Here is a 14,523-nt window from a genome sequence, read left to right as displayed (position 1 = left end):
TATGGATATAGAAAATATTAAAAATAAAAATATTGAGTTCCTAAAATCACCAAAACTATCAAGCTATAATTTTTTAGCCTTAAACACTATATTGATCTTAGTATTAGTTTTTCTAATTTACAAATTAAAGGTTTTTGGTATATCCTTATTTGCCGCATCAATAGCTATTACTTTTTTACTCGTTTACCTATTTAAGAACCCGAAATTAGGTATAATTATTTCCTTGATAGCTAGCTTTTTTGTTACCGGATTGGCGAGGTATATACCTGCTCCTTGGGGATTAAGTATTGATTTTATATTGGTACTAACATACGTTGCTATGTTTTTTAAAAACTATTATGAACGATCAATATGGAAAAAAAGCCGATCATTCGTTACCATACTTATCAGCTTTTGGATGTTTTATATATTTATACAGCTTTTAAACCCAGAAGCGATAAGCAGGCTAGCTTGGTTTTATTCTATGAGAGGACTTGCATTGTATCAATGGCTCTCTATTCCATTAATATTCATGTTATTCAATACACCTAAAGATTTAGATAGATTTTTTCTATTATGGGGAACGTTATCAATCTTAGGTAGCTTAAAAGGACTTATGCAACTATATATTGGTGTTGATCCTTTTGAACAAAGATGGTTAGACGGTGGCGGAGCTCAAACACATATTCTATTTGGTCAGCTAAGAATTTTTTCATTTTATTCAGATGCTGGACAATTTGGTGCATCACAAGCACTAAGTTTCGTAGTATTCGGCATATTAACAATGTATGTTAAAGGAAATAAGTTAAAAAAATACTTTTATGCAATCGTTGCTCTTTTAGGTTTATATGGGATGTTTATTTCAGGTACACGTGGGGCTATTTCAGTTCCTGGTATGGGGGGGCTATTACTGATGGTACTTCATAAAAATAAAACTACATTGATCATTGGATCTATTATAGCCCTAGCTTCATATATTTTTTTCGCACATACCTTTATAGGACAGGGTAACTATCAAATACGACGAATGAGAACAGCCTTTGATGGTAATGATCCTTCTCTTCAGGTTCGTTTAAGTAATCAACGAAAATTAGTAGGTTATTTAGCTTCGCGCCCTTTCGGTGGTGGGGTTGGTGCTACCGGGAATTGGGGTAAAAGATTTACCCCTAACACATTTTTAGCAAATACAGCAACTGATAGCTGGTATGTCACCATTTGGGCAGACACAGGTATTGTTGGTTTAGTATATTATTCAATAATGATTCTATCTATTTTATTTGTAGGCATGTATAATGTAATGTTCAAACTAAAAAACTCAAATTTTAGATCCAAAATTATGGCTATCACTTGTGGCATGGCTGGAATACTTGTTGCCTCTTATGGTAATGGTGTTTTTAGTCAGATGCCTACAGCTATAATAATGTATATAAGTATTGCTTTTATAGTAAATGCTTTAAAAATAGAAAAGGAATATTTACATAAATAATAAAATATAGAAAATGAACTATCGCGATTTTAACGATATTAATAATATAATTATAAAAAAATTACACCTGATACCAAGGAATATTGATTTAATAGTAGGAATACCTAGAAGTGGTATGTTACCAGCAAATTTACTAGCACTATATTTAAATCTTCCATATGTTGACATAGATACATTCGTAAAAGGATCTCTCTATGGTACAGGCGAAAGAATCAATTATAAAAAGAAAAACATTGAAAATATTCTAGTTGTTGATGATAGTATTGGATCTGGAAAAGCGTTAAGAAAATGTAAAGAAAAATTAAAGAATTTAGAAAAAGAATATACGTTAAAATATTGTGTTATTTATGCCTCGCTTAAACAGAAGAACAGTGTTGATTACTTTTTTGAAATTGTTCCAATGCCAAGATACTTTCAATGGAATATTTTTAATCATCCTGATTTAGAAAAAACTTGTTTTGATATTGATGGTGTTTTATGTCCTGATCCAACGTCATCTCAAAATGATGATGGGAAAGAATATATTGAATTCGTTAAAAATACCCCTCCCCTATATCTTCCTGGACAAACCATTGGCTGTATTGTTACATCTCGACTAGAAAAATATAGAGTACCTACCCAAAAATGGCTTGCAAAGCATCAAATTAAATATAAAGATTTAAAAATGTTAAATCTTCCCACAAAAGAAGCTCGGCAAAAAGCAAACAACCATGCTGAATTTAAATCAAGCATATACAAATCAAGTAAATACAATTTATTTATTGAAAGTAACTTTAAACAAGCAAGAAAAATTAATATGCTTTGTAAAAAGCCAGTTTTTTGTACAGAAAATTTTAAAATGATTTACGAGTCACAATCAGTAGTATTTAATATTAAAAGAGGAAAATACCTCCCACTTTTGAGAAGATTAGCCTTAAAACTAAAAGGCAGGTTTAAGTTATTATACCAAAATTAAGCTTTATGTTATGAGTTTATCACAATTAATTTTCACTTATTTTCAATATTTTATTTTGATCTATTTCGGAATGTCTAGTATTTACATACTAATTTTCGCTATTTCTAGTATTTTAAGAAAAAAAAATACATATCAGAAAAATTCAAAAATTAATAAAATTGCAGTTTTCATACCATGTTATAAAGAAGACGCAGTTATTTTAAACACTGCAAAATCAGCAATTTTACAACGATATCCTCTAGATAAATTTGATGTTATTATTATAGCAGACTCTTTTCAGGAGTCAACTCTAGAACAATTACAAGCTATCCCTGTAAGAATTGTAAATGTTTCATTTAAGAATAGTACTAAAGTAAAGGCTCTCAAAAAAGCTCTTAAAATGGTAAGTAGTGATTATGATATTGCATTAATACTAGATGCAGATAATATAATGGAGCCTTGTTTTTTAGAAAAAATAAACAATTCATACATCAATAACATAAACGTTATCCAAGGACATCGTAAAGCAAAAAATTTAAATACACCTTTAGCAATCCTTGATGCTATTAGTGAAGAAGTAAATAATAATATATTTAGACAAGGACATCGTTCTTTGGGTTTATCTTCCGCTTTAATTGGATCAGGAATGGCGTTTAATTATCAACTTTTAAAAAAAACTTTAAAACAAATAAATGCTATTTCAGGATTTGATAAAGAATTAGAATTTATTCTCATAAAACAAAAAATAACTATTGAATATTTAGAAAATGCCATTTTATATGATGAAAAAACCCAATTAACTCCTGATTTTAAAAACCAAAGAAGAAGGTGGCTTTCATCTAAAGTTACTTTCTTCAAGAAATATGCTCCAGAGGTATTTTACCAATTATTTTATAAGGGGAACATTACGTTTGCCGATAAAATATATCAAATGTTAGCTCCTCCACGTATAATACTACTTGGAACCTCTTTTTTATTTTCAGTTATATACTTACTACTCTATTCATTTGGAAATCAATTTTGGATTTCTAGCGTATGGATATTAATATTTATTACATGCTCCGCAGCTATAATTATTTCAACGCCTAAAAGTTTTTTCAAAAAAAAATACTTGCATGCTATCGTATTTTTACCTGTAACATTTATAACAATGATTGTATCAATGCTATCCTTAAAAAAAGCATATAAAAAGTTTATTCACACACCACATTCCTCAAAATTTAATTAAATATTATGGCATTTATCAATTATAGTAAATACACTAGAGTAGAAGATATAAAAAGGCTAAAATTTATTGAAGAAAACATTAAGTTATTGAATGTGTCTTCTTTAAAAATATTGGATGTCGGTTGTGGAAATGGCAATATTTCTCAGCATTGTGGAGCATTAGGTCATGAAGTTTTGGGTATCGATATTTCCGAAAAATCAATTAAAAAAGCTAAAAAAAATAATTTACTAAAAAATGTAAGTTTTGAAAATATAGCTGTTGAAAACATTAAATACACTTCAAAATTTGATATAATTATCTGTAGCGAGGTACTTGAGCACCTTGAACAACCGAAAAAAGTAGTCAACGCTTTAAAAAAACTATTATCCTCACAAGGAATAATAATAATTACCGTGCCCAATGGTTTTGGTCCAAGAGAACTGCTGATAACAAAACCCGTTCAATATATATTAAATAACAATATTATTAGTAAAAAGTTACTAGGTCGTATTAAATCAATTATGGGATTTAAAGGTACTACTATTCAATCAGATGCTGACGATCTATCTCACATACAGTTTTTTACACAAAAAAGTTTAAATAGGTTAGTTACTTCTGAACTTTTAATAAATCAAAAATTTAAGGTTACCAACTTTATAGAAGGTGTGTTTCCATTATCAGTAATTTACAAAAGATGCATAACACTTCAAAAATTTGATTGCTGGTTGGCTGACAGGTTACCTCGTTCATTTGCTAGTGGATTTATGACATCATGGAAACATTTAAGATAATTTATGAATACAAAAAAAAATATACTGATAACAATACGACAAGGAAAAATTGGTGGCGGAGAAACCCATGTACTACAAATAGTGGAGAACTATGATAAAAACCAATTTAATTTATTTGTCTTAAGTTTTACCTTTGGTGAAATGATTGATGAACTGAAAAAGATCAATGTAGACTGCTATGTCATCGAAACATTAAAACCCTTTGATATTCGAATTTGGAAAAAAGTCAAAAAACTTGCAAAGAAACTAAACATAGAGTTAATTCATGCTCACGGAAGCAGAGCAATGTCTAACTCTTTTTGGGCTTCTAAAGCTTTAAAAATTCCAATTATATATACAGTTCATGGATGGTCTTTCCATAAAACAGATAAACCTTGGATTTATAAAATTAAATCAATAATAGAAAGTTTTTTAACAAAGCAGGCTAGCCTTACTATTTGTGTTTCCAAGTCCAATCAACAAGAAGGTGAAAAAAATTTTCAATTAGAAAACTCTGTAGTTATCGAAAATGGAATTGATTTAAACAAATTTAATCCTAACAAGGAATATAGAAATCTAAAGCTATCATTACAAATTGATACAACAAAGAGTATTGTGATATATCTATCGAGATTGACAAAACAAAAAGACCCTTTAACAATGATTAAATCAATGCAAAACATCGTTGAAGCTACCAATAACATTATCCTTATAATTGTTGGTGATGGTGAAATGCGTAACACATGTGAGCAATTTGTAAAGGAATTAAATTTGACAGATTTTGTTATTTTTCTTGGATTTCGTCATGATATTGCTTCATTACTAAACAACTCTGATATCTATTGTTTGCCTTCATTATGGGAAGGACTTCCTATTGGATTATTGGAAGCTATGAGTATGGAAAAACCATGTATTGCTACCTCTGTAGACGGCAATAAAGAAGTCATAATACATAATTATAACGGTATTTTAATAGAGCCTAAAAATCATCGTCAATTATCAGAACAGATTTTGAATTTACATCTCAACAAGAATTTGAGAGATAAGCTGGCTATAAACGCTAAAAATACAATCAAAACCAAATACTCAATTCAAAAAATGATACGTAAACTTAATATAACATACGCTAAGATTTTATATAAAGTATCGTAAAAAAACAGTACCTATAAAGTAATCACCTAAAACTCCAATTATGACAAAAAACAAAAATATCATATGCATTTCATTTACAACTTGGCAAGGTGAATACACCAAATCAACTGTTCAAATTTTATCAATTTTAGCAAGAGATAATAATATATTTTTTATTGAATACCCTCGTACATATAAGGATATTATTAACTCTATTTTAGGTAAAAGAAAAGCTCCTGTTAAAAGAATGTTAGGTTTAAAAAAGAGAATTAGCCATATTTCTACAAGTTATAAAAGCATCGTAAAACATGTAATAATGCCACCAATGTTACCTATTAATTTTGTTAAGACGAAAAGGTTGTTTAAAATATTAAACAAAATCAATACGAGTATTTATAAACGTCAATTACAAAAATTAATAAAAAAGCATCAATTATCAGATACCATTATAATTTCAGCATACAATCCAGTATACGGACTACCTGTACTAGGTAAAATAGGTCAAACTTTAGATGTATACTATTGCTATGACGGTATGGATAACTTAAGAAATCACTGGATGACTATAGAACTTGAAAAAGTTTATTGTGAGGGTGTCGATGGAATAATATGCTCTTCTACTTTCCTACAAAATCAAAAAATTAAACTTAACAAAAATACATTTGTTGTTAGAAATGGAGTGAACTTTAATCTTTTTTCAAAAGCAAAGAAAAATTTCTCAAATTCAAAAAAAGGCCTAAAAAAAGTTGGTTATATAGGAAGTATTGACTACCGTTTCGATATTGAATTGATGGAGTACATTATTAATTTATATCCAGAAATAATATTTGAATTTACAGGATCTATCTTAAGAAATGAAGTAGTCAAAAAACTAAAACAATTTGATAATGTAGAATTTCTTCCTGCTATAAGTCCTCACGATGTACCAAAAATACTAGCAACGTACGATGCAGGAATAATTCCTTATAATAACTTAGAAATTAATAAAGGGATATACCCTCTTAAAATAAACGAATATCTTGCTGTTGGATTACCCGTTATTATGACAAATTTTGCACCATTGCAAGAATTTGAACCCGTTATAAGTATCTCAAAAAACAAAAATGAATTTGCTGCTAATTTATATAGCGAAATAACAAATGATTCAGAAGATCTCATTAATAGGAGAATTGAATTCGCTAAAAATAATTCATGGAAAAATAGAGCTCAAAAATTCGAAAGGATATTATCTGAGCTATTTATTAATAAAAAAAACAAAATTTATGATTCATAGAATTAAAGATAAAATTAAAAACAACCCTAAATTAAAATCTCGAATTCACAGTCTCATTTTAGTAAAAAATCAAGCTAGACCTAGAGTTTGGGTTAAATGGTTCGTCAATCCTTTTATTCATAAAAAAGGAAAAAAATCATGTATTAGAAAAAATACTAGATTAGATGTTGTCCCTTGGAATAAATTTAACATTGGGTATGAAACCAATATTGAAGATTTTACTGCTGTTAATAATGGAGTTGGCGATGTTATTATTGGGAATAGGACACGAATAGGTTTATCTAACACAATTATAGGACCAACGATTATTGGAAATTATGTAGGGTTGGGACAAAATGTAGTCATTGCTGGGCTTAACCATAATTATGAAGATGTCACTAAACCTATTCTTGAACAGGGAGTAACTAAAAATTTAATAGTTATAGAAGATAATGTTTGGATAGGTGCTAACTCAGTAATTGTTGCGGGAGTAACCATTGGTAAAAATTCTGTAATTGCAGCAGGAAGTGTAGTTACTAAAAATATTCCTCCTTTTTCAATAGCCGCTGGTACCCCAGCAAAAATTATAAAACAATATAATTTGGAAAGTAATTCCTGGGAAAAAGTTTAGAAAAAATGAATAAAATTGAATATTTATTTTTTATCTGTTTAATTATAATATTATATACCTATGTAGGTTATGGTATCATCTTGTTTATTTTAGTAAAAATTAAACAATTATACATATCTAAAAATAGGATTGACACTAATTTTTACCAACCAGAAGTTACCCTTATAATTCCTGCTTACAATGAATGTGATATTATAGACGAAAAAATGGATAATACTATGAATCTAAATTATCCAAAAGATAAGCTAAGTGTTTATTGGGTTATTGATGGCTCTGACGATGAAAGTGCAACTACCTTAAAACAATTTGATGGTATCAGTGTTTTTTATAAGAAAGAACGTAGGGGAAAGACAAATGCTATAAATAGAGTCATGCCGTTTGTAAAAACAGAAATAACCATATTTACAGATGCCAATGCAATATTAAATAGAAACTCAATCGTTGAAATAATAAATGAATTTAAAAACAAACAAGTTGGATGTGTGTCTGGTGAAAAAAGAATTAAAGTAAGAACTAAGGATAAAGCATCTGGATCCGGTGAAGGCTTTTATTGGAAATATGAATCCTTCTTAAAAAAATTGGACAACAAATTATTCTCGGTTGTTGGAGCGGCTGGAGAACTATTTGCAATACGAACTCAACTATTTGATCAAATTGAAGATGATACTATTTTAGACGACTTTGTTATTTCATTAAGAATTGCTTTAAAAGGTTACAAAATTGCATACACAACAAAAGCCTATGCTCTTGAAAATGCCTCTGCCACTATAAAAGATGAATTCGCAAGAAAAGTTCGTATTTGCGCTGGAGGCATTCAGGCTATTGTCAGACTAAAATCACTTTTAAATATTTTTAAATATAAAACACTTTCGTTCCAATATATTTCACACAGGGTTCTTAGATGGACAATTACTCCACTTTGTTTATTTGCCATAATACCTATAAATATTATTATAATTAATCATGAAAACTCTTACAAATCATTTTTTTACACTTTTTATGTACTACAAATATTATTTTACATAGCCATATTAATTGGATTCTTCTTAAAGGCTGTAAAAATTAAAATTCGATTCATATTTATCCCTTATTACTTTTTCATTATGAACGTATCCGCATTATTCGGATTTATTAATTACTTGCAAAATAAAAAATACGCCATATGGAAAAAAGTAAATCGAGATCAAAATATTATTTAATATTGATGTTTAAAATAATCTTATCTAAGTATATAAATTTAACAATTCTACCATAATTTCAGCTCAACTTAATCTATAAACTATTTAACGAAAATCTGTCGTATCAAAACCTACTTTAACTACCTTTTTTTAATAAAATATTTAAAATGTTCAAAAGAATTATTCCAAGACAAATAAAAAGTATTATTAAACCCATTTTAAGAAAAATTGAAACTAATATTTATGCTGGTAAGAAATTCAAATGTCCTGTTTGTAATTTTGAATCAAAAGATTTTGATTTTATAGGGTTTGATATCCCCATATTAAAAGAAAAAGAAGTTGTGGGTTCAGGAAGAAGAAAAGCGAGATGCTATAATTGTGATTCAAACGATAGAGAACGATTAATTTATACATATTTAAAGTATGAAGAAAATATATTAAATAAAAAACATTATAGAATTATACATTTTGCTCCAGAAAAAAATATATCATCACTATTAAAAACTTGTAATTTTAAAGAATACGTGTGCGGAGATTTACACACGAAAGGTTACCATTATCCAAATTATGTTCAAAATATAAACCTATTAAACATTCCTTTTGAAAATGATTATTTTGATCTTATCATATGTAATCATATTCTAGAACACATTCCCGATGACATTAAAGCAATGAAAGAAATTTATAGAGTTCTAAAATCATCCGGAAAAGCTTTGTTACAAGTACCTATTGCTAAAAACACATACGAAACATTTGAGGATTCATCTATTAAAACGCCTAAGGAAAGAGAAAATGCATTTGGTCAATTCGATCATGTAAGAATCTATGGTCAAGATTATGTTAATAAACTAGAATCAGTTGGACTAAAAGTGAAACGTATAAACATCTCAAATAAATACATAAAATATGGTGTTAACATTGATGAAGATATATTTATTGCTATAAAATAAAAGATATATTTTCCCTTTTTTTATATTTCATAATCTATAAGATTTAAATCCAAATGAATATTCCAAACTTGTTTGTAGCTTAGACAACGTTAATGCAAAATTTAAATGCTCTACCTGATAATTCATTACTTTATAAATTTACCCATACAAAAACTATAAAATTGTTTTTCTTTGAAATTACAAAATTTTAAATTGTTAATAGTATAACATAATTCAATAATTGTTCATATTATGGTGATTGGAATAGAAGCTCAAAGAATTTTCAGAAAAAGAAAATTTGGTATTGACAGAGTAAGCATTGCTTTAATAAATTATCTTCAAAAAATTGATCATACTAATCAATATTATATTTTTGTTAAATCTGGACCAGACAATAATGTAATTACAGAGAAATCAAACTTTAAAATAATAACATTGCCAAAAGTAAGCTACCCTATATGGGAGCAATTATACCTTCCAAAAGCTGTATTAAAATATAAATGTGATATTTTACATTGTACAAGTGGTACTGCTCCCTTAAAATGTAATATTCCTATTTTATTAACATTACATGACGTAATATTTCTTGAAAAAAGTTATTTAAAAATATTATTGGAAAGTAGCAGGTATTACAACAAATTTGGAAATATCTATAGAAAAATAATTACACCGTTTAGTGTAAAAAAAAGCCATAAAATAATTACAGTGTCTGAATTTGAAAAAAAACAGATTCAACTATTCTTCCCTATGCTAAAACAAGAAAAAATAAAAGTAATATACAATGGTGTAAATAAAAGCTTTCAAAAAAAAGACTCTTCCGTTAAAATTAAGAAGGTAATCGCTAAATTTAGCCTTTCAAATAATTACTTTTTCTTTATTAGCGGTAAAGATCCAAGAAAAAATATAAAAAACACATTACGCGGTTTTCATGCTTTTAAAAAACGAAACGATAACGAAGTAAAAATTGTTATTCTTCATCATAAAAAATCAGAAATTAAGCGTCTATTAAAAGCTATTAAATGTGAAAAATTATGGAATAGTATAATATTAATAGACTACGTTTCCAATTCAGAAATAAGAATTCTTTATAAATTGAGTACCCTATTTCTTTATACATCCATGAGAGAAGGATTTGGTATTCCCATTTTAGAAGCCATGTCATGCGGCACACCCGTTATAACTTCAAATTGTTCTTCCATGCCTGAAATATCAGGTACAGCTGCTCATTTGATAAACCCAAATGATGCTGAAAATATTTCAGAAGGAATGGATAAAATATACAATGAGACAGAATATAGAAAGTATTTGATAAAACAAGGTTTGAACAGGTATCCATTTTTTTCTTGGGAGTTAATGGCTACAGAAATACGAGAGCTTTATTTTAAATATTAATAATTTATTAGAAAATCCAATAATCTACATTTTTTAACTAATTATCTTAAATCTTAAATATTTCAAAGATTTTAAGTAAAATCTAATTAATTACTGACTAAATTTAAACAAACCATGAACTATGAGAAACCAATTTTTAATAATATTTGTTTTTTTATTGATGGCTTGTTTTCCTGATATAAAAAATTTAAATAAAGAGGAAAATACCGATAATCACAATATTTTAATTGATATCCCTGCTGGTTTTGACTATAGTACACACAGAGATATTGAAGTTACCATAAATGATAACGACAAAAATGCAAAATACGATATTTTTCAATATTTTGACAAGCCTGTATCAAATGGGGTCGAAACCTTCGAAAACGAATCCGGACAGACGGTTTCTGAAGAAACTTTTTCAAATAATATAATTAGAAATCAATTGGGAACCGCTACCTCTAATAACGGAAAGGCTAAATTAACCATAAATGTTCCTAATTATTTAAGTAAACTTTACATTCGAAGAAAAAAAGGATTTATTTCTACATCAAAAGTTATTTCTATAACAAACAATAAAATTAACTATACACATCAAGAAGCTAAAACTAGTTTTAATAAAAGTAATAAACTAAAACCTCTAACAACCGATTATCTCTATTGTGTTAATGGTAGTGGCGAACTATTTACTGTTGATCCTTTAAACGGTAATCAAACGCTACTTGCTTCCATGCCAATGGGAAGCTTTACGTGTGCAATTGATCCAACTAACAATGTTTTATATTCAATAGGTAAATCAAGTCCATTCCCCTTGATGAAATATACAATAAGTAATGATACATGGGAAACAATAGCAAATTTAGGAATTGGTGGACCTAGGCTTGGGTTTAATTCAAACGATGGCTTACTATATTTTTCAAAAAACGATAAAGTGTACACCTTTGATCCCTCCAACGGTAATCAATTAAATAGCTGGGATATAATAGGGTTGGACAGTGCTAGCGGAGGTGATTTAGACTTTGCAGAGAATGGGGATCTTTACATATGTACATTTTCAGGTTTATATAAATTAGATTTAGACGGTAATGGTAAATATCAAAGTACTCGAATTAGTGCTGATAATCTTCCTTTTTCTCCAACATCTATGTCGTTTGATTCCAATCAAGAATTATGGTTAGCTGATAACGGAAGTAGTTCTGATCTTATTATAATGGATATTATAACAGGAGGTTGGCAATATAAATATGGAATAAATGCAGATAATGGCACCGATATGGGACGAACCATCAATGATCTTTCAACTTTATCCGTTGTTGATAACGATTATGTTGATAGTGACACCGATGGTGACACAACACTAGATAACGACGATTGCGCCCCCAATGACCCTGATATTTCATTCAAAACATATACCCCAAGTAAATATGGACTAGGAACTGTTGTTTTCGAAGATTTATGGCCATCAGCAGGAGATTATGATTTCAATGATGTTGCCTTAAACTACAGAGCTGTTCTTTATACTAATAGTCAAAACTTGGCTGTTAAATTAGATTTTATTTGTACTGCAAAATCACATAGATCGGGGTCCATTAATGCCATTGGTTTTCAATTTGATAATGTATTGTCATCACAAATAGAAAGCGTAACGAATACGAAAATATTTGAGAATTATTTGAGTTTTAATTCTAATGGTACAGAAGCTGGTCAAGATAAAGCTGTTATTATATTAACAGATAATGCGCACAAGATGCCGGATGATTTAACTGTTACTGTTGAATTTACAGAACCAATTAATACGAGTTTACTTGGAACAGCACCTTTTAATACATTTATTATTGGGAATCAAGTAAGAAATAACGAAATTCATTTACCCTATAAAACATCTAGTACCTTAGGTAACCAAAGTGCTGGTAATTTTATAGCTAATACAGGTTACCCATGGGCCATAAGTATTATACATGATTTTAAAGTCCCCAAAGAAACGGTACCTATAACAAGTGCATATAACAATTTTAATACATGGGCAACATCTGGTGGCACACAAAATGAAGATTGGTATACCGATAGTCCTGGTAATCGAAATAATTCAAATATTGAAGATGATTAAATCTTATTAATAAAATAGCTTGAATAAGCTTATACAAGCTAATTCAACAAATTTAACCTTTTCATCAATTCAGGTCTATTAGAACGGCTAACAGGTATTACCTCTTTTTTAATCAACACACTATTATCCTCAATATCAATTATTTGTTTCAAATTTATTATATAAGATCTATGTATTTTTAAAAATAACTCCTCAGGTAACTTCTCTTCTATTTTTTTCATTGTTGTATGAACAATGTGATTTTTATATTCTGTTTTTATATTTATGTAATCTCCTTTTGCCTCAATTAAATAAATATCTGGAATTAGAATTTTTACCAACCTTCTATCTATATTAACATATAATTCACTCTTTTCTTCTTCAATCTTTTCCTCTCCATTACTTAACTCTTTCTTTTTGGTGTCTAATTTAGTTACAGCTTTTATAAATCTAGGTAATTTAACTGGTTTAACTAAATAATCTATAATACACTTATACTCGAAAGCATTTAAAGCAAAATTCTCATCAGAAGTTGTTAAAATGATATTAGGTGGGTTATTCAGACTATCTATAAAATCAAATCCACTCAATTCAGGCATATGTATATCAAGGAAAACTAAATCAACACTATTGTTATTAATGAAATCAATTGCGTCTAATGCATTATCAAAAGTGGACTGAATATTTAAATAATCTAGCTTTGAGCAATAATTTTCAATAATTACTCTTGCTAGTTCATCGTCATCTATTATAATTGAATTAATCATCTATATTTTTTTAAGGAATTGTTCGATTTTACTCAAAATATCGATAAAACTATCATATAACTCGATAGTCCCATTTAATAGATCTTTTTCAAATTTAACAGCAACTAAATAATCATCCTCTAAATTAAGAAGGTTAATTTTATGTTTCAGTTTATGAACAACTTCAGCTGTAGCTTTGTAATTTCCTAACTCAAAAGAATCTTCAAAAAGATTATATTCTATTGGAAACTCTTTTTTTATAATTGAAATCATTTGCTTTTTAAAATCAGTGTCGTCATTACATATTTCATCAAACTTTGATAAATCCGGCAATTTTCCCATTATCGATACTTATTATTAATTAAATATAACTTAAAAAAAACAATATTCAAAGAATCCAGCTTACTAATAAATGAATTAATTACTTAAAATTTTAAACTATTTTTAATATTAAATTCTCTTTAATTTTAAAACTTACAGGTTATACAACCTTAATGGAGAATGAGCCATCAGGTAAAGCTTCTATCGGGATTAGAGAACAAATTGTACTACCATTATTAACAATTCAACAGTATTCTTTAAAAGAGATTCAAAAACTCGAAGAAGAGGGTAATTCAAACTCAAAAACACAAGAAATTTTCGAAAAAATAGTGACACGATCATTATTTGGAAATATCAATGCAAGTAGAAATTCTGCATAAAATATCTATTGATAAATCTTTACATGAAGTCCAAGGTAACTTGGGCTTTTTTAATAATTAGATTTTTCTTTACATGACAGTGTGTAAATATTGGTAAGTTCTATAATAAGGCTATTGTATTT

Annotated in this window: 13 protein-coding genes and 1 pseudogene; 12 read left to right on the top strand and 2 right to left on the bottom strand. The window is 28.2% G+C overall.

The window, feature by feature from the left end:
* Position 1: 1 nt before the first annotated feature.
* The 11 genes from AC2GW8_RS00840 to AC2GW8_RS00790 all read left to right on the top strand — a co-directional run bounded on the left by AC2GW8_RS00840 (position 2) and on the right by AC2GW8_RS00790 (position 12,975).
* The gene (locus AC2GW8_RS00840) at positions 2–1,465 is read left to right on the top strand and encodes an O-antigen ligase family protein (protein WP_440880902.1); all 1,464 of its coding nucleotides are present in this window, start codon (positions 2–4) and stop codon (positions 1,463–1,465) included.
* Positions 1,466–1,478: 13 nt separating this feature from the next.
* On the top strand, positions 1,479–2,420 hold the full coding sequence (locus tag AC2GW8_RS00835; protein WP_440880901.1) for a phosphoribosyltransferase: 942 nt from the start codon (positions 1,479–1,481) through the stop codon (positions 2,418–2,420).
* A gap of 10 nt (positions 2,421–2,430) precedes the next feature.
* Positions 2,431–3,627 carry a glycosyltransferase family 2 protein gene (locus tag AC2GW8_RS00830; RefSeq protein ID WP_440880900.1) on the top strand — a complete coding sequence of 399 codons (1,197 nt, stop codon included), beginning with the start codon at positions 2,431–2,433 and terminating at the stop codon, positions 3,625–3,627.
* Positions 3,628–3,632: 5 nt separating this feature from the next.
* Positions 3,633–4,397, top strand: coding sequence for a class I SAM-dependent methyltransferase (locus AC2GW8_RS00825; protein ID WP_440880899.1), 765 nt, complete (start codon positions 3,633–3,635; stop codon positions 4,395–4,397).
* A gap of 3 nt (positions 4,398–4,400) precedes the next feature.
* On the top strand, positions 4,401–5,528 hold the full coding sequence (locus AC2GW8_RS00820; RefSeq protein ID WP_440880898.1) for a glycosyltransferase family 4 protein: 1,128 nt from the start codon (positions 4,401–4,403) through the stop codon (positions 5,526–5,528).
* 40 nt (positions 5,529–5,568) lie between these two features.
* Entirely contained in the window at positions 5,569–6,780 is a 1,212-nt protein-coding gene (locus AC2GW8_RS00815; RefSeq protein WP_440880897.1) for a glycosyltransferase, read from the top strand.
* Positions 6,770–7,390 (top strand): acyltransferase, encoded by a 621-nt coding sequence (locus AC2GW8_RS00810; RefSeq protein WP_440880896.1) that lies wholly within the window; start codon positions 6,770–6,772, stop codon positions 7,388–7,390. Before AC2GW8_RS00815 ends, AC2GW8_RS00810 begins: the two co-directional genes overlap by 11 nt.
* Before the next feature lie 5 nt (positions 7,391–7,395).
* A complete protein-coding gene (locus AC2GW8_RS00805; protein ID WP_440880895.1) occupies positions 7,396–8,589 on the top strand; it encodes a glycosyltransferase family 2 protein in 1,194 nt (397 codons plus the stop codon).
* Between the two features lie 146 nt (positions 8,590–8,735).
* Positions 8,736–9,518, top strand: a complete 783-nt coding sequence (locus tag AC2GW8_RS00800) for a class I SAM-dependent methyltransferase (RefSeq protein WP_440880894.1) — start codon at positions 8,736–8,738, stop codon at positions 9,516–9,518.
* A gap of 231 nt (positions 9,519–9,749) precedes the next feature.
* Positions 9,750–10,889: a glycosyltransferase family 4 protein gene (locus tag AC2GW8_RS00795; protein WP_440880893.1), complete on the top strand. Its 1,140-nt coding sequence runs from the start codon at positions 9,750–9,752 to the stop codon at positions 10,887–10,889.
* Between the two features lie 121 nt (positions 10,890–11,010).
* Positions 11,011–12,975 (top strand): LruC domain-containing protein, encoded by a 1,965-nt coding sequence (locus tag AC2GW8_RS00790; protein WP_440880892.1) that lies wholly within the window; start codon positions 11,011–11,013, stop codon positions 12,973–12,975.
* 38 nt (positions 12,976–13,013) lie between these two features.
* Here AC2GW8_RS00790 and AC2GW8_RS00785 read toward each other — a convergent pair whose 3' ends face one another.
* A complete protein-coding gene (locus AC2GW8_RS00785; protein WP_440882168.1) occupies positions 13,014–13,718 on the bottom strand; it encodes a LytR/AlgR family response regulator transcription factor in 705 nt (234 codons plus the stop codon).
* Positions 13,719–13,721: 3 nt separating this feature from the next.
* Complete coding sequence (locus AC2GW8_RS00780) at positions 13,722–14,042, bottom strand: Hpt domain-containing protein (protein WP_440880891.1); 321 nt, start codon at positions 14,040–14,042, stop codon at positions 13,722–13,724.
* A gap of 119 nt (positions 14,043–14,161) precedes the next feature.
* On the opposite strand from AC2GW8_RS00780, the pseudogene AC2GW8_RS00775 reads away from it, so the two are divergent.
* Positions 14,162–14,401, top strand: a pseudogene (locus AC2GW8_RS00775) (hypothetical protein); the annotation flags it as partial.
* Positions 14,402–14,523 lie beyond the last annotated feature (122 nt).

This window comes from Tenacibaculum profundi (assembly GCF_057162725.1).
The sequence above is the reverse complement of the archived record's forward strand: the minus strand, read 5'-3'. Positions and strand labels throughout refer to the sequence as shown.